Annotated in this window: 17 protein-coding genes; 13 read left to right on the forward strand and 4 right to left on the reverse strand. The window is 28.0% G+C overall.

The window, feature by feature from the left end; genetic code table 11:
* Positions 1-70 precede the first annotated feature (70 nt).
* Both ACH2BO_RS08990 and ACH2BO_RS08995 read left to right on the forward strand, forming a co-directional pair.
* Complete coding sequence (locus ACH2BO_RS08990; RefSeq protein WP_395044413.1) at positions 71-1,375, forward strand: tetratricopeptide repeat protein; 1,305 nt, start codon at positions 71-73, stop codon at positions 1,373-1,375.
* A gap of 106 nt (positions 1,376-1,481) precedes the next feature.
* Positions 1,482-2,081 (forward strand): glutathione peroxidase, encoded by a 600-nt coding sequence (locus ACH2BO_RS08995; protein WP_395044414.1) that lies wholly within the window; start codon positions 1,482-1,484, stop codon positions 2,079-2,081.
* Between the two features lie 55 nt (positions 2,082-2,136).
* Here ACH2BO_RS08995 and ACH2BO_RS09000 read toward each other — a convergent pair whose 3' ends face one another.
* The gene (locus ACH2BO_RS09000) at positions 2,137-2,631 is read right to left on the reverse strand and encodes a GNAT family N-acetyltransferase (protein WP_395044415.1); all 495 of its coding nucleotides are present in this window, start codon (positions 2,629-2,631) and stop codon (positions 2,137-2,139) included.
* A gap of 73 nt (positions 2,632-2,704) precedes the next feature.
* Between ACH2BO_RS09000 and menD the strand changes: the two genes are divergently transcribed.
* Positions 2,705-4,360: a 2-succinyl-5-enolpyruvyl-6-hydroxy-3-cyclohexene-1-carboxylic-acid synthase gene (menD, locus tag ACH2BO_RS09005; protein WP_395044416.1), complete on the forward strand. Its 1,656-nt coding sequence runs from the start codon at positions 2,705-2,707 to the stop codon at positions 4,358-4,360.
* 22 nt (positions 4,361-4,382) lie between these two features.
* Complete coding sequence (locus ACH2BO_RS09010; RefSeq protein ID WP_395044417.1) at positions 4,383-4,892, forward strand: hypothetical protein; 510 nt, start codon at positions 4,383-4,385, stop codon at positions 4,890-4,892.
* A 19-nt stretch (positions 4,893-4,911) separates the two neighbouring features.
* On the opposite strand, the gene ACH2BO_RS09015 is transcribed toward ACH2BO_RS09010, so the two are convergent.
* Positions 4,912-5,337: an SET domain-containing protein-lysine N-methyltransferase gene (locus ACH2BO_RS09015; protein WP_395044418.1), complete on the reverse strand. Its 426-nt coding sequence runs from the start codon at positions 5,335-5,337 to the stop codon at positions 4,912-4,914.
* Positions 5,338-5,446: 109 nt separating this feature from the next.
* On the opposite strand from ACH2BO_RS09015, the gene ACH2BO_RS09020 reads away from it, so the two are divergent.
* The gene (locus ACH2BO_RS09020; protein ID WP_395044419.1) at positions 5,447-6,280 is read left to right on the forward strand and encodes a S1 RNA-binding domain-containing protein; all 834 of its coding nucleotides are present in this window, start codon (positions 5,447-5,449) and stop codon (positions 6,278-6,280) included.
* Between the two features lie 12 nt (positions 6,281-6,292).
* On the opposite strand, the gene ACH2BO_RS09025 is transcribed toward ACH2BO_RS09020, so the two are convergent.
* Together ACH2BO_RS09025 and ACH2BO_RS09030 are read right to left on the reverse strand one after the other, a co-directional pair.
* Positions 6,293-6,718 carry a PH domain-containing protein gene (locus ACH2BO_RS09025; protein ID WP_395044420.1) on the reverse strand — a complete coding sequence of 142 codons (426 nt, stop codon included), beginning with the start codon at positions 6,716-6,718 and terminating at the stop codon, positions 6,293-6,295.
* Between the two features lie 10 nt (positions 6,719-6,728).
* Positions 6,729-6,965: a hypothetical protein gene (locus tag ACH2BO_RS09030; protein ID WP_395044421.1), complete on the reverse strand. Its 237-nt coding sequence runs from the start codon at positions 6,963-6,965 to the stop codon at positions 6,729-6,731.
* Between the two features lie 110 nt (positions 6,966-7,075).
* Between ACH2BO_RS09030 and ACH2BO_RS09035 the strand changes: the two genes are divergently transcribed.
* The 8 genes from ACH2BO_RS09035 (at position 7,076) to nadC (ending at position 15,162) form a co-directional block, all read left to right on the forward strand.
* Positions 7,076-7,915, forward strand: a complete 840-nt coding sequence (locus tag ACH2BO_RS09035) for a 1,4-dihydroxy-2-naphthoyl-CoA synthase (protein ID WP_395044422.1) — start codon at positions 7,076-7,078, stop codon at positions 7,913-7,915.
* Between the two features lie 137 nt (positions 7,916-8,052).
* Positions 8,053-8,574 (forward strand): PH domain-containing protein, encoded by a 522-nt coding sequence (locus ACH2BO_RS09040; RefSeq protein ID WP_395044423.1) that lies wholly within the window; start codon positions 8,053-8,055, stop codon positions 8,572-8,574.
* Entirely contained in the window at positions 8,574-10,085 is a 1,512-nt protein-coding gene (locus ACH2BO_RS09045; protein ID WP_395044424.1) for a PH domain-containing protein, read from the forward strand. Before ACH2BO_RS09040 ends, ACH2BO_RS09045 begins: the two co-directional genes overlap by 1 nt.
* Before the next feature lie 116 nt (positions 10,086-10,201).
* The gene (gene menA / locus ACH2BO_RS09050) at positions 10,202-11,152 is read left to right on the forward strand and encodes a 1,4-dihydroxy-2-naphthoate octaprenyltransferase (protein ID WP_395044425.1); all 951 of its coding nucleotides are present in this window, start codon (positions 10,202-10,204) and stop codon (positions 11,150-11,152) included.
* A 2-nt stretch (positions 11,153-11,154) separates the two neighbouring features.
* Complete coding sequence (locus ACH2BO_RS09055; RefSeq protein ID WP_395044426.1) at positions 11,155-11,832, forward strand: metal-dependent hydrolase; 678 nt, start codon at positions 11,155-11,157, stop codon at positions 11,830-11,832.
* Positions 11,833-11,979: 147 nt separating this feature from the next.
* Entirely contained in the window at positions 11,980-13,182 is a 1,203-nt protein-coding gene (locus ACH2BO_RS09060; protein ID WP_395044427.1) for a tetratricopeptide repeat protein, read from the forward strand.
* A 20-nt stretch (positions 13,183-13,202) separates the two neighbouring features.
* Complete coding sequence (locus ACH2BO_RS09065; protein WP_395044428.1) at positions 13,203-14,240, forward strand: o-succinylbenzoate synthase; 1,038 nt, start codon at positions 13,203-13,205, stop codon at positions 14,238-14,240.
* Positions 14,241-14,304: 64 nt separating this feature from the next.
* On the forward strand, positions 14,305-15,162 hold the full coding sequence (nadC, locus tag ACH2BO_RS09070; protein WP_395044429.1) for a carboxylating nicotinate-nucleotide diphosphorylase: 858 nt from the start codon (positions 14,305-14,307) through the stop codon (positions 15,160-15,162).
* Positions 15,163-15,359: the final 197 nt, after the last annotated feature.

Genomic DNA, 15,359 nt, shown 5'->3' on the forward strand with positions numbered 1-15,359 from the left:
TTCAGAGCGCATTTCCCTAAATGCGCTTTGTTTTTTTTATACCTACAACAATAAACAAAAACAAAACAGCATGAAACCTTTAACCATATTATCTATTTTATTTTCAACATTTATACTTATTAGTTGTAAAAAAGAATCAGAACAAGTAACTACTAATATTACAAACCAAAAAGATTATAATAATTTTCTTGAAATAAAAGAAAATAAAAGTATTGATTTTGCAAAAGCTGAAATCGCTTTTTGGCAAAAAAAATATGATGCAGCACCAAATCAAATTAGTTTTTTAAATCAAATTGCTACTAACTATTCTATTCTTTTTGAGCAATCTGCAAAAATAGAATATTTATATAAAACAGAAGAATTACTTATTAAATCTAACGAAGCATTAAAATATTCAAATACTGGAGCAATTCGCTCACTTGCAAGAAATTATATAACGCAACATAGATTTAAAGAAGCATTAGTTTTAGCAAATAAAGCACTTGCAATTGGAGATGGTATGTTTGAAACTCAAAAACTACTTTTTGATGTTCAAATGGAATTAGGAAACTACACTGAAGCTGACAAAGCATTAACAAAAATAAAAAATTTTAAAGATTTTGATTATTTATTGCGACTTGCAAAATGGAATGATCATAAAGGAGATTTGAAATCGGCAATTAATTTGATGGAAAAAGCTAAAGAACAGGCCGAATTTAATAACAATAAAACATTAAAAGTTTGGTCTTATTCTAATCTTGGCGACATGAATGGACATGCAGGAAATATTAAAGAATCTTACAATTATTATTTAAAAACTTTATCAATTGATCCTAATAATTCTTATGCATTAAAAGGAATTGCATGGATTACTTTTTCTCATGAAAAAAATACCGCCGAAGCTAAAAGAATTATTGACAAAATTTCTGTAAAACACAATTCGCCAGATTTTTATTTGTTTAAATCTGAAATTGCTAAATATGAAAATAACCCAATAGCTAAAGACCAAAATGTAGTGGCTTATTTTACAATGCTAAGCCAAAACAATTATGGTGCAATGTATAATAAATACAACACAATACTATATGCAGAAGATAAATTAACGGTAAATAAAGCACTAGAAATTTCTAAAATAGAAATTGAAAATAGACCAACTCCAGATTCTTATGATTTACTTGCTTGGTCATATTATAATCTTGGTGAAATCAAAAAAGCATTAGAAATTGAGCAAAAATATGTAGTTGGAAAATCATTTGAACCAAAATTAAATTATCATTTAGCAACCATTTATAAAGCCAATAATCTTCTTGAAAAAGTAAAGCCAATAAAAGAAGATTTAAAAAGCAGTTCATTTGAATTAGGACCAAATTTATCTAAAGTAATTGAAAATCTATAATAATTAATAGTTTGTTTTGTCATATTGTTGAAAAGCCCAACTTTTTTTATTGGGTTTTTTGTTATATTTATTTTTTTAATTACTTTTATAAAAAAAAAATAATATTATGAAAAAATTTATTGTCTTAGTTCTTTTTATATGTGTTCAAATGAATGCACAAAACATTCAACTTGCCGAAGCAACCTCGATAGATATAGATAATAAAAACGCAAAAAATGAAATGATTAAAGAAAATATATACCAATTTAAAGTTCTAGATTTATCTGGTAAGGAATTTGATTTTGCTGATTTAAAAGGAAAAAAAATACTTATAGTTAATACTGCTTCAAAATGTGGTTTTACGCCACAGTATAAAGAATTAGAGTTGCTTTATGAACAATATAAAGATAAAAATTTTGTAATAGTTGGTTTTCCTGCTAATAATTTTGGTCAGCAAGAACCAGGAACAAATAAGGAAATTGGTGAGTTTTGCCAACGCAATTATGGAGTTACATTTCCTATGATGAGTAAAATTTCTGTAAAAGGAAAAACAATGCATGAATTGTATCAGTTTTTAACTCAAAAATCAAAAAATGGTCTCCAAGACAGTGAAGTAGAGTGGAATTTTCAAAAATATTTAATTAACGAAAAAGGTGAATTGGATAAAGTGATTTCTCCTAAAGTTTTACCAACAGATTCTGAAATCGTTAAATGGATAACAAGTTAATTAGTACTTTATATTTTATAAAAAAGCGATTTTCAATTTGAAAATCGCTTTTTTATTACAACATCTTTTGCATAAAAACGCTGTGCAACCATCGCTCAAATTTAAAACCAGATTCTTTAATTGTTCCTACAATTTCAAAACCAAATTTTTCGTGAAAATCAATACTGCTCAAATTTTCAGAATCAATAACACCAATCATAGTATGAAGATTTTGAGCTTTTGCCAACTCAATTAAGTTTTTCATAATTAGTTTTCCAATTCCTTTTCCATGCAAATCGTTGTTTACATAAACAGAATGTTCTACTGTAAATTTATATGCTTCGCGAAACCTAAACTCACTATAATATCCAAAACCAACAACATTGTTATTATTAGTAGCAACAATTATAGGAAAATCTTTTTTTATTTTATCATCAAATATTAAAACCTGATTTTCTAATGTTCGTGGTTTATAATCATACAATGAAGTCGAATTTAGAATATTATAATTAATGATTTCTAAAATGGCAATTGCATCTTCTGCAATATAAGGTCTAATTTCTATATCCATTACTAATATTTGTTATACAAAAGTATAAAAATCATTTGCAACTTTGTAACTTTGTACGTTGTAACTTACCAAAATGATTTATCCAAAAATAGAACTAGCACAAGCAATTATCCAAATTTTTCGAAATAAAGAAATTCAGCATATTGTAATTTCTCCTGGTTCTAGAAATGCACCTTTAACTATTGGATTTGTAAACAATCCTTATTTTAAATGTTATAGTATTGCAGATGAACGTTGTGCTGCTTTTTTCGCTCTAGGAATTGCACAGCAAATTAATAAACCAGTAGCAGTTGTTTGCACTTCTGGTTCTGCATTATTGAATTATTATCCAGCTTTTGCTGAAGCATTTTATAGTGAAATTCCATTAATAGTACTTTCGGCAGACAGACCAAAAAACAAAATAGATATTGGCGACGGACAAACTATTAGGCAAGAAAATGTGTTTGCAAATCATTCAGTTTTTAATGCCAATTTAAATGAATTTCATTCTGATGAAAATGATTTATTGATTAATGAAGCTATTAATAATTCAATTACAAAAAAAGGACCAGTTCATATCAACGCACCATTTGAAGAACCATTATATGAAACGGTTTCTGAAATTTCTATAAATCCAAAAATTATATCTAGCACACTAATAAATTCTGAAATTGAAGACTTTTCAACTTATATAAAAGATTGGAATTTAAGTAAAAAGAAACTAATTGTAATTGGTGGATTAAATCCAAATGAAATTGAGCAAAAATATTTGGATGTATTGGGAAATGAAAATTCAATTGTTGTCATGACCGAAGTTACATCAAATGCACATCACCAAAATTTTATTACCAATATTGATACCATTATTACTCCATTTTCTAATGATGATTTTCTAGAATTTCAGCCAGATATTTTAGTAACATTTGGAGGAATGATTGTTTCTAAAAGAATAAAAACATTTTTAAGAAAATATAAACCCAAGCAACATTGGCACATTGATGAGGTTCGTGCTTATGACACATTTGGTTGTTTAACAAAGCATTTTGAAGTTTCACCCAATACATTCTTTAATACATTTTTTCAAAAAATAACTTCTGTAGAAAGTGATTATCAACATAAAAATCTTGAAGTTAAAAATTTGCGTTTAAAAAAACATATAGAATATTTAAGCAAAATACCATTTACCGATTTAAAAGCATTTGATATAATATTACCAAAATTACCACCACATTGCCAGTTACAAATTAGTAACAGTTCGGCAATTAGATATGCACAATTAAGTTCTATTAATTCTAAGATAGAAGTATTTTGCAATCGTGGTACAAGCGGAATTGATGGAAGTACTTCAACCGCAATTGGAGCTGCAAATGCAAACAATAAACCAACAGTTTTAATAACAGGTGATATTGGATTTCTTTATGACAGCAATGCATTATGGAACAACTATATTCCTAAAAACTTTAAAATTATTCTAATAAATAATGGTGGTGGAGGTATTTTTAGAATTCTTCCTGGTCATGATGAAACTCCAGTTTTTACTACTTTTTTCGAAACATCACACTGTCTAACTGCAGAGCATTTGGCTAAAATGTATGGATTTGAATATAATATTGCAAGTAATGATACATCGTTAGAAAAAGGTATAGAAACGATGTTTTCTCAAAACGAAAAACCAAGTTTATTAGAAGTTTTTACACCAACTTTAGAGAATGATAAGGTTTTGTTGCAGTATTTTAAAGAGTTGGTGTAATCTTTACTTGTAAAATTTAAACATGAAAAAACTTTTATTACTATTTTGTTTACTACCAATAATTTTGTTTTCGCAAAAAAAGCAAAAAGAAAAACTTACAGTTGATTTTGCAACAGGAGTTTATTCGAATATTAAAAAGTGGAAAGAAAATGGACTTACTGCTGGTGTTGAAGTCACGTTTAATGATAAATATCTAATTTATAGCACTAATTTTTTTGTTGGATTTGGAATTAGTAAAAACATAAATAATAAAGATGGTTATTTCCAAGCTTTTTTAGAATCTGATATATTAATTGGGAAAGAGTTTGATTTGTCAAAGTCAATATCGATTCAACCAGAAATTGGAATTGGGTATCTTCACTTAACAAATCATTTTCAAGAAGATAAGAAACATTTAATTTCATTACCATTGCAAATGAAAATTTTATTCTTTAATTACAATGACATTGCAGTAGGTTTAATTCCTAAAGTAAATATTAACAATACTCAAAATAATTATTATCTATTTTTTACAATTAATTATAAATCATAATTGGTCGTACTATATTTGATTATTTATGCATCTTCCAATATCGTTTTCCATAATCACAAAAAATTTCTTCGCCTGATTTTATTTTTCTAATGGCAATTAAACAAACATTTTCATCTTCATCTAAGGTTATTTTACAATTGTTTTTAAATTCTGATTTTATAAATCCTGTTGCATCATTGGCATATTTCGCAAAACAATTGTTGTTTTTGCAATCTAAAATACTTCCATCTAAAAGATTCATAAAATATTGATTCGATTTATTTTTAGTTCTAAGTTCAGCTTCAACATTTGATAAAATTTCGCCTTTAAAAATCGTGACTATTTCGTCTTTATAAATATCAATTGCTGTAAATAATCCGTTGCCAGAATTTTTAAGTTGCGAAGTTTTTATAAATAAATAATCTTCTTCTTCGGCTTGGATTGTATTTTGGTCCTTGTTTGGCATCTGTTTTTTATAATAAATCCAAATATAAACAATTTCATGATATTCGATTAATTGATATTTCACAATTCATAATTCATTTTCGTACCTTTGCCAAAATTACTTTTAGATTATGAAAATTGGTCAATTCAATACATTAACAATAGATAGAGATACTAAGGTTGGTTTATTTCTAACAGATGGAAAAGAGGATGTTTTATTACCTAATAAATATGTTCCAAAAGTATTTGAAATTGGCGAAGAAATAACGGTTTTTGTATACCTTGACCATGAAGAAAGACCAGTTGCAACAACACTTGTACCTTATATTTTTTTAAATGAATTTGCACTTTTAAGAGTAAATTATATCAACCAAGTTGGTGCTTTTATGGATTGGGGAATGGAAAAAGATATTCTTGTACCTTTCAAAGAGCAAGCAAGACCAATGGAAAAAGGAAAACGCTATTTGGTTTATCTTTATATGGATGAAAAAACTAATAGATTAGTAGCTTCAAGCAAAACCAATCAGTTTTTAGATAACGAAACTATTTCTGTAGAAAAAGGTGAAGAAGTAGATTTGATTATTTCTCATATTACAGATATTGGAATTAATGTTATCATCAATCAAATTCACAAAGGATTAGTTTATAAAGATGAAGTTTATGATGATTCTATTAGAACTGGCGACAAAATGAAAGGTTTCATAAAATTGGTTCGTCCTGACGGAAAAATTGATGTAGCTTTAAACAAACAAGGTTTTGAAAACATTGAACCAAATTCAGAAATTATTCTTAATGAGTTAAGAGCAAGTAGAGGTTTCTTGAGATTGAATGATAATTCAAATCCCGAAGACATAAAAACTGTTTTAAAAATGAGTAAGAAAACATTTAAAAAAGCAATTGGACTTTTGTATAAAGAAAAATTAATCGAAATAAAAGACGATGGAATTTATCTTGTAAAAGAATAAATACAGAATTACTTAAACAATTTCAATTTTCGGATTTATTTTTCTAATTTCTTCAAGAAAAATATCACTTTTTATTGGTGATATGAACAAATCGTCAAAGGTGTTATAAGTAATTATAAAACCTTTTGTATCTAATGCAGGTTTCAAAGTAACCGGAACATATAAACCTGAATGTCGTTTTATCTTTTGAATTTTTTCTATATCAATTCTTCCTCTAAATGGTCCAGAACGATACAATAAAAAATGTCTTTTTATTACATATCTAGTATCTACCAAAACCCAAACAATAAATCCTATTACCAATGAAAGTAATATTACTGGTAATATTGTGAGGTTACCTTCTTTAAATCCTAAAACTAAAACTACAAGCATTAACACTACAATTCCCCAAAGGAAAAGTACAGTAAAAGTATTTTTAGAAGACAAAAATCTATTCATTACTTTATTTTTACAAACTCAATTTAGATTTTGAAGCTTTAGTTAATCCATCTTTATGTAATAAAACTGAAATGCTTTTTAATTTTACTAAAGAAACACTCCTATAAATAAAACCATCTTTTACTGTATTATCTTGAGAAATTACTGAATTTGCATCAATGTCTTTTACAGTTTGAAATTGATAAGTTTGTGCAAAACTTCCAAAACCAAAAGAAAGTAAACCAATGATGAAAATAAAATTTTTCATAATGAAATAAAAGTATTTATGCTGTTTAAATTTAAATTTTCGTTTATTTTTACGCTAAAATAATACAAATTATTTTCACAATCGATTTTTAATAAAAAATAGTTTTTTCAATGAGTACAATCAATTGGGTAACAGTAAAAGAATTTGAAGATATTACCTATAAAAAATGCAATGGTGTTGCTAGAATTGCATTTAATAGACCAGATGTTCGCAACGCTTTTAGACCAAAAACTACAGCCGAATTATTACAAGCTTTTCACGATGCACAAGAAGATACATCTATTGGTGTAGTTTTACTTTCGGCAGAAGGACCAAGTTCTAAAGATGGTATTTGGTCGTTTTGTAGTGGCGGTGATCAAAAAGCTCGTGGACAACAAGGTTATGTTGGCGACGATGGTTATCATAGATTAAATATTTTAGATGTTCAACGATTAATACGTTTTATGCCGAAAGCTGTTATTTGTGTTGTTCCAGGTTGGGCAGTTGGTGGCGGACACAGTTTGCATGTAGTTTGCGATTTAACTTTGGCAAGCAAAGAACACGCTATTTTTAAACAAACCGATGCCGATGTAACAAGTTTTGATGGCGGTTATGGTTCGGCATATTTAGCCAAAATGGTTGGTCAAAAAAAAGCAAGAGAAATCTTTTTTCTAGGAAGAAACTATTCGGCACAAGAAGCTTTTGAAATGGGAATGGTTAATGCAGTTGTTACTCATAATGAATTAGAAAATACAGCTTATGATTGGGCACAAGAAATCTTAGCTAAATCGCCAACTTCAATAAAAATGCTAAAATTTGCAATGAATTTGACTGATGACGGAATGGTTGGACAACAAGTTTTTGCAGGCGAAGCAACACGATTGGCATACATGACAGATGAAGCTAAAGAAGGAAGAGATGCATTTTTAGAAAAGCGAAAACCCAATTTTGAAAAAAAATGGTTGCCTTAGTTTAATGTTCAGTGTTAAGTAATCAGTTTGCAGATAACAGTTAATAGATAACAAATATCCAATATCAGTTTTAACATAGTTTGTCACACTGAGCTTGTCATTGTATAGGAATCTTTTAAATTATATTATACTTTTTTATGGAAAATTTTACAAACGAAACAATAGATACCAAGCAACTTCCTAAATTTGAAGATGTTGAACTAACAGCATTGCATCCAAAATATTTAACAGTAGTAATAATAAATTCATTGCTATTTATTACAATTTTAGTAGTAGGTTATTTTGCATTATTGTTTTTTGATTCAAAAAATATAACAACTAAATTTTCAATACAACTTGGCATTGCAACTGCAATAGTTTCAATTTGTATTTTGCTTTATTCAATAATAAGTTTTAAGAAAAAAGCATTTGCATTTAGAAACCATGATGTAATTTTTAGAAGCGGAGTTATTGCAACCAACACTATGGTAATTCCTTATAACAGAGTACAACATGTTGCCTTGCATGAGACTTTTATTTCTAGGTTTTTTGGTTTAGCCGAAGTCGAAATTTTTACAGCAGGTGGAAGTTCTAGTGATATAGAAATACCAGGAATTGCCAAAGAAGAAGCCGAAAATATAAAACAACTTTTGATGGGTAAAATTCAAAAACAATTATAATGGAAGCCAATTTCAATCAGCCACAACGTCAATCTTCAATTGGAGTTTTAGTTATGTTTATTGATTCTTTGCAGAAATTTTCAAGAGCTTTTTTACCTATTTTGTTAATTTGGTTTTTTAAAGCGAAAGATGTGAGTAAAATTTATATTCCACTAGGAATTATAGCGTTATTATTTATTATCGGATTAATTGCTTATTTGAGATATCTAAATTTTACCTTTTATATAGATGATAAAAATGATGAGTTTGTTGTAAATGACGGAATTATCAATAAAACAAAAACAACAATTCAACTTGATAAAATTCAGCAAGTAAATATTCATCAAAATTTAATTCAACGACTTATTGGAGTTTATGCATTAAATGTAGATACAGCTGGTAGTGATAAAAAAGAAGGAAACATCAAAGCAATTTCGCATTCTATGGCTTTGGCTTTAAAATCTAAATTATTAGAAAATGAACTTAACAAGGAAGTTGTATTTAATGATGTTTTAGAATCTGTACAAGTAAACAATCAAAAAACTGAAACTGAACCATTTCTTAAAATCAATTTTCTTAGTTTAATAAAAGTTGGCATTACATCTAATTATGTAAAAAGCATTGGATTAATCTTAACCTTCTTTTTTTCAATAATGGAAAACCTAAGACAAATTGGGAAAGAAGATGTAATTGATGGCGATAAAATTGAAAAAACATTCAATAATTATCCAATTGTATATTCAATTCTTTTATTAATTTTAGTAATGTTTACAATAGTCTTTGTTATTAATATTGGAAGAACATTGATTAAATTTTTTAATTTTACTATTGCTAAGCAAAAAGGTTCGTTGCTTTTATCATATGGATTGATAAATACTGAAAGCACAATATTAAAACCAGAGAAAGTTCAAATTGTTACTATTTCTAGAAACTATTTTCAAAAAAAACTCAATGTTCTAGAGATAAAAATCAAACAAGCAGTTAGTGATGAAAAGAAACAAAAAAAATCTCAAATAGAAATACCAGGTTGTAATGTTATTGAACGTGACGAAATTTTAAAATTAATTTTTAAACAATTACCCGAAAAAGGTACAAAGATGCAACCCAATTTTAGGAAATTAGTTTTTTCAATTTTCTTAACAATTGTACTACCTTTATCAGGATTTTTTTTATTTGGTAATTATGTAAAAAATGAAATTTTGCAGTATTCACATTTTGCAATTGCTTACACAATTTTTTTTCTTGTAATTTTGTTTTTCGGATTTAGAAATTACAGATTATTTATAAGTCAAAATCATATAATAAAACAAAGTGGTTCTTGGGATATTAGTAATGAAATTATAGAAATCAAGAAAATACAAGCCATATCAACATCACAACTATTTTGGCATAAAGGACTAAATATTGGTTCGTTAACAATGCACACAGCCGCTGGTAATGTATCATTTCAATTAGGGAATTATAACAAAATTAAAGAATACGTAAACCTTTGGTTGTATGAAATTGAAACTTCAAATAGCAATTGGATGTAGATTTAAGAGAAAAGAAAATAGAACATAGAAAAAAGCTAATTTAAAAAAAAATGTTAAGTGTATTTGATTTCAATATTATTAACTTTTAAACTCATAAACTTTTAAATATTTTTAAAATGAAACATTGGATTGAAGCAGCACGAGTTAGAACATTACCACTTTCTGTATCAGGAATATTGGTTGGTAGTTTTTATGCAATGGCGCAAGGATATTTCAACTGGAAAATTGTAATTTTTGCTCTATCTACTACTTTGGGATTACAAATTCTTTCCAACTTTGCCAATGATTATGGAGATGGAATCAAAGGAACAGATAACCAAGACAGAGTAGGTCCAAAACGAGCCATTCAAAGCGGATTAATTTCGCCAGCAGCAATGAGATATGCAATTTTTATTACTGCATTTCTAACATTTTTCTCGGCAATGTTGCTAATTTATTTTTCTTTTAAAGGAAAATATTTAATATATTCCTTTATGTTTTTTGTTTTAGGAATCCTAGCCATAGCATCGGCTATTAGATACACTGTTGGTAAAAACCCATATGGTTATAGAGGTTTAGGTGATGTTTTTGTTTTTACTTTTTTTGGAATTGTCAGCACTTTTGGCATTTATTTTATGTTTTCTAAACAAATAGATTGGTTGCTTTTTTTGCCAGCAACAGCAATAGGATTGTTAAGCGTTGCAGTTTTAAATCTTAACAACATGCGAGACGAAGAATCAGATAGAAAAGCCAATAAAAATACTATTGTAGTAAAAAATGGTGGAGTTTGGGCTAAAAAATATCATTTTACACTTGTCATTTCTGCAATGGTTTTAGTACTAGTTTTTGCAGTTATTTTTGATTATTATAGAGATCCAAATCCAGGTTTTAATTTTGATATTTATTTGTTTTTAATTTCATATTTGCCATTATCATCACACCTAGTTAGAGTTTCTAGAAACAAAGAACCAAAACTTTTAGATCCAGAATTAAAAAGATTAGCACTAAGCACCTTTTTATTGTCAGTACTATTGTCATTATCACTAATTTACTTTTTGTCAGATTTCTTTATTTATTATACAAATTAATCATGAAAATAACATTCTATGGTCATGCCTGTGTAGCAATTGATGTAAGCGGAAAACACATTCTAGTTGATCCATTTATTACTGCAAATCCAAAAGCGAGTCACATTGATATCAATTTACTTAAAGCAGATTATATTTTATTAACGCATGCTCATCGAGATCACATTCTAGATGTTGAAGCCATTGCAAAACGCACAGATGCAACAATTGTTTCAACCTATGAAGTTGCTACACATTTTGGCGATAAAGGTTATAAATACCATCCAATGAATCATGGCGGAAGTTGGCAGTTTGATTTTGGAAAAGTAAAAATTGTAAACGCAGTACATTCAAGTTCTTTTTCAGATGGTTCCTATGGCGGAAATCCTGCAGGATTTGTTATAGAAGGCGAACACAAAAAAATCTATATTTCTGGCGATACAGCGTTAACTTATGACATGAAACTAATTCCTTTGCGAACAAAGCTAGATTTAGCAATACTTTCTATAGGAAATAATTTTACCATGGATGTTGATGATGCTATAATTGCAGCCGATTTTGTAGAATGCGATAAAATACTCGGAGTGCATTATGACACTTTTGGATATATAGAAATTGACCACGACCAAGCCAAGAAAAAATTCTTTGATGCCCAAAAAGATTTAATGCTGCTAGAAATAGGTCAATCAATTAATTTGTAACTATTTTTTTTGAAGCGAATGGCACAAGAATTGTTATAAACCATTTTCCTGCTTTGCGCTCTATCTTTGCTGTCTTGAAAAAATCAAGACAACAAAGGATGCCACTACAATCTGGGCTAACAAGTAATCGTATTGAATAAAATCCAAATGCAAAACACACTATTTTTTATAATTTCATTATTTTCTTTTTTAATCTCGTTTTCTCAAACCTCAGATGGTTATTGGGACAATATTAGAACCACAAATGAAACCATAACTTTAAAAGCTGGCGAAAGAAAAGCAATAAAAACAGCCAATTTTCCAGAAGGAACAACCGAAGTTGTTTATAGAATTACTTTACTAGACGACAACCAAAAAACATCTAGTAGTTTAGTTTCTGTTCTCAAATCAATTCCAGATCCAACAGGAATTAGTCAAGGTGCAGCTGGAGCCATTTTTTTACTTTCAACAATATCTGGCGATGATAAATGTAAATATTATGTATTTATAAACAATTTATATTCAGATAATTATACAAAAAATGGCAAAACTACCAATGCTTGTGTAATTCAAAACACACCAATCAACAAAGAAGCAAAATTACTTTCTACCAATGCTACTTGCTTATCAGAAACTACAGAAAATTTATATTTTGCTTTCGAAAGTGATAATTGGGTAATGAACCAAAAAATAGTTTTAGAAGTTGTTCCTTGGGTAAATAAAAAAGCTAGTCGTGGTTGGAACTCAATTACTAAAAAAGAATTATTAGACATTGCTCAAAAACAAGAAGTTGTAAAATATTTGTCCAATAAAGACCAGTTTTACGGTTTCTTTATTGAAAACTTTACCAATAAATATAAATATAGCGAGTACAAACAAATGCTCTCTATCGAAAAAAATAAAGCAATAGTATTTATCACCGAAGAAAGTTTAAAAAAATCTGGCGAAATTGAAAAGTATTATAATTCAATAAGAGCAAAATCATTGCAACTCTTTAAAGAAAATAAAATTGATGACGCAATAGATTTGATACAAACAGAAATGATTGCTAAAAACCGTGCAAATTATAAAGATTATGGTGTTCTAGGAGATTATTATTTGTTTTCTAAACAATTCTCTAAAGCCGAAGATGCTTATAATAATGGTTTAAAATTAAATGCTTCTGAAATTAATTTTAAGCTAAATTTGGCTCATATTTACATGTTTACAAATCGACTCTCAGAAGCCAAAGAAATTCATAAAAAATATTCGAACCAAAGTTTAATTTCAGGAAAAACTTGGATTGAACAAGTGAAATTCGATTTTTTAGAATTTGGTAAAAAAGGTTTTTCCAAAGATAATTTCAAGAAAATCTTGAGAGTTATTGAATAATTTATAATAATTATAATTTTTTGAAAGCAACTTGTCAAAAATATTTTCTCAACTTTAAGCAGCCATCTGGAACTTCTCGTGGTGTTTTAACACAAAAAGAAACATGGTTTATCATTCTAGAAAGCAATGGTAAAAAAGGAATAGGTGAGTGCGGAATTTTAAGAGGATTGAGTATTGATGATAGAGATGATTATCATGAAAAATTAAATTGGACATGTAAAAATATTCATCTTGGAGAAGAAAAATTATGGCAAGAATTGATAGAATTTCCTTCAATTCAATTTGGTATTGAAATGGCTTTTCAATCCTTAAAAAGTGAAAATCCGTTTCTTTTATTTCCATCAAATTTCACAAATGGCACAGAGTCAATTGCAATAAATGGTTTGGTTTGGATGGGAGAAAAGCAGTTCATGAAAGATCAAATAGAAGATAAAATTGCACAAGGATTTAGTTGCATAAAATTAAAAATTGGAGCATTAGATTTTCAAAAAGAATTAGAATTATTACACTATATAAGACAAAATTTTGACGATAAAACTATAGAAATTCGAGTAGATGCTAACGGTTCTTTTAATGAAACTTTAGCTTTATATAAATTAAATCAATTATCTGGTTTTAAAATACATAGCATTGAACAACCAATTGCAAAAAACAATACTGACACAATGTCAGAGCTTTGTAAAATCACTCCAATTCCCATTGCGCTTGACGAAGAGTTAATTGGAGTTTTTTCTATAGAAAAAAAAGAACAATTGTTGCTAAAAATTATGCCACAATACATCATTTTAAAACCTAGTTTGATTGGCGGATTTCAAGGTGCTAAACAATGGATTAATCTTGCACAAAAATACCATATTGGTTGGTGGATAACTTCTGCCTTAGAAAGTAATATTGGATTAAATGCAATTGCACAATGGACATTTCTTCAACAAAATAAAATGTATCAAGGATTAGGAACAGGAGGATTATATTCTAATAATTTTGATTGTCCGCTCGAAGTTGATAAAGGTCAATTATGGTATCGAAAAAATAATAATTGGCAAGTTGATTTTAGTTAATAAAGTGTTTTAATAAAATAATAAATCAACATTTTTATTTATTTTAGCCAATCAATTTATTACTATGATTTCTGAAACACAATTCCAAAACGAGTTACAACTTATTATTTCAAATGCCATTCGTGAAGATGTTGGCGATGGTGATCATTCTTCATTAGCATGTATTCCATCAACTGCTCAAGGTAAAGCTAAACTATTAGTAAAAGATACCGGAATTATAGCTGGTGTTGAATTTGCCAAAATGGTTTTCAATTATGTAGATAAAAATTTAAAAGTAGAAACTTTTATCCATGATGGAAGCCAAGTAAATTATGGCGATATTGTTTTTCATGTTTCTGGAAGTTCACAATCTATATTAAAAGCTGAAAGACTAGTTTTAAATTCTATGCAAAGAATGAGTGCTATTGCTACTAAAACTAAAAAATTTGTAGAGTTATTAAAAGGAACTAATACCAAAGTTCTTGATACTCGAAAAACTACACCAGGATTTAGAGCATGCGAAAAATGGGCAGTAAAAATTGGTGGCGGCGAAAACCATAGATTTGCATTGTATGATATGATAATGTTAAAAGATAATCACAACGACTTTGCTGGAGGAATTACCAATGCAATAAATAAAACCAAAGAATATTTAAAAATCAACAATAAAGAGCTAAAAATTATCGTTGAAGCTAGAAGTCTAAATGAAATTGATGAAATTCTTAAATCGGATGGAGTTTATAGAATTCTAATAGATAATTTTAATTTTGAAGACACAAAAGAAGCAGTAAAACGAATAGGAACTAAATGCTTAACAGAATCTTCGGGAAATATAAATGAAAAAACCATTAGAGAATATGCCCAATGTGGAGTAAATTTTATTTCATCTGGAGCATTAACACACTCAGTTTACAATATGGATTTAAGTTTGAAAGCGATTTAAGTTTTAAGATATAAGCTTTGCGACTTTATTCTCGAAGCTTCAGAATTATTGACAAAAATATATGAGTATAGAAATAGAAGATAAGTTATTAAATAAACCAATTCTTAGGCAATTAGTATTGTTTACAAAGAACATAAAATTGCCTTGGCTACATGGCTTGTCCTTCTATGATTTAATGGAAATGTATATTACCGGAA

The organism is Flavobacterium sp. (assembly GCF_043773265.1).
Classification (GTDB): domain Bacteria; phylum Bacteroidota; class Bacteroidia; order Flavobacteriales; family Flavobacteriaceae; genus Flavobacterium.

Bases quoted from the DNA above. Each gene is read 5' to 3' on its own strand.
- ACH2BO_RS09015 (WP_395044418.1), bottom strand. From the start codon at position 5,337: ATGCCAAACAAGGACCAAAATACAATCCAAGCCGAAGAAGAAGATTAT.
- ACH2BO_RS09060 (WP_395044427.1), top strand. From the start codon at position 11,980: ATGCAAAACACACTATTTTTTATAATTTCATTATTTTCTTTTTTAATC.
- menD (WP_395044416.1), top strand. From the start codon at position 2,705: ATGATTTATCCAAAAATAGAACTAGCACAAGCAATTATCCAAATTTTT.
- ACH2BO_RS09030 (WP_395044421.1), bottom strand. From the start codon at position 6,965: ATGAAAAATTTTATTTTCATCATTGGTTTACTTTCTTTTGGTTTTGGA.
- menA (WP_395044425.1), top strand. From the start codon at position 10,202: ATGAAACATTGGATTGAAGCAGCACGAGTTAGAACATTACCACTTTCT.
- ACH2BO_RS09000 (WP_395044415.1), bottom strand. From the start codon at position 2,631: ATGGATATAGAAATTAGACCTTATATTGCAGAAGATGCAATTGCCATT.
- nadC (WP_395044429.1), top strand. From the start codon at position 14,305: ATGATTTCTGAAACACAATTCCAAAACGAGTTACAACTTATTATTTCA.
- ACH2BO_RS09035 (WP_395044422.1), top strand. From the start codon at position 7,076: ATGAGTACAATCAATTGGGTAACAGTAAAAGAATTTGAAGATATTACC.
- ACH2BO_RS09010 (WP_395044417.1), top strand. From the start codon at position 4,383: ATGAAAAAACTTTTATTACTATTTTGTTTACTACCAATAATTTTGTTT.
- ACH2BO_RS09020 (WP_395044419.1), top strand. From the start codon at position 5,447: ATGAAAATTGGTCAATTCAATACATTAACAATAGATAGAGATACTAAG.
- ACH2BO_RS09045 (WP_395044424.1), top strand. From the start codon at position 8,574: ATGGAAGCCAATTTCAATCAGCCACAACGTCAATCTTCAATTGGAGTT.
- ACH2BO_RS09055 (WP_395044426.1), top strand. From the start codon at position 11,155: ATGAAAATAACATTCTATGGTCATGCCTGTGTAGCAATTGATGTAAGC.
- ACH2BO_RS08990 (WP_395044413.1), top strand. From the start codon at position 71: ATGAAACCTTTAACCATATTATCTATTTTATTTTCAACATTTATACTT.
- ACH2BO_RS09025 (WP_395044420.1), bottom strand. From the start codon at position 6,718: ATGAATAGATTTTTGTCTTCTAAAAATACTTTTACTGTACTTTTCCTT.
- ACH2BO_RS09040 (WP_395044423.1), top strand. From the start codon at position 8,053: ATGGAAAATTTTACAAACGAAACAATAGATACCAAGCAACTTCCTAAA.
- ACH2BO_RS08995 (WP_395044414.1), top strand. From the start codon at position 1,482: ATGAAAAAATTTATTGTCTTAGTTCTTTTTATATGTGTTCAAATGAAT.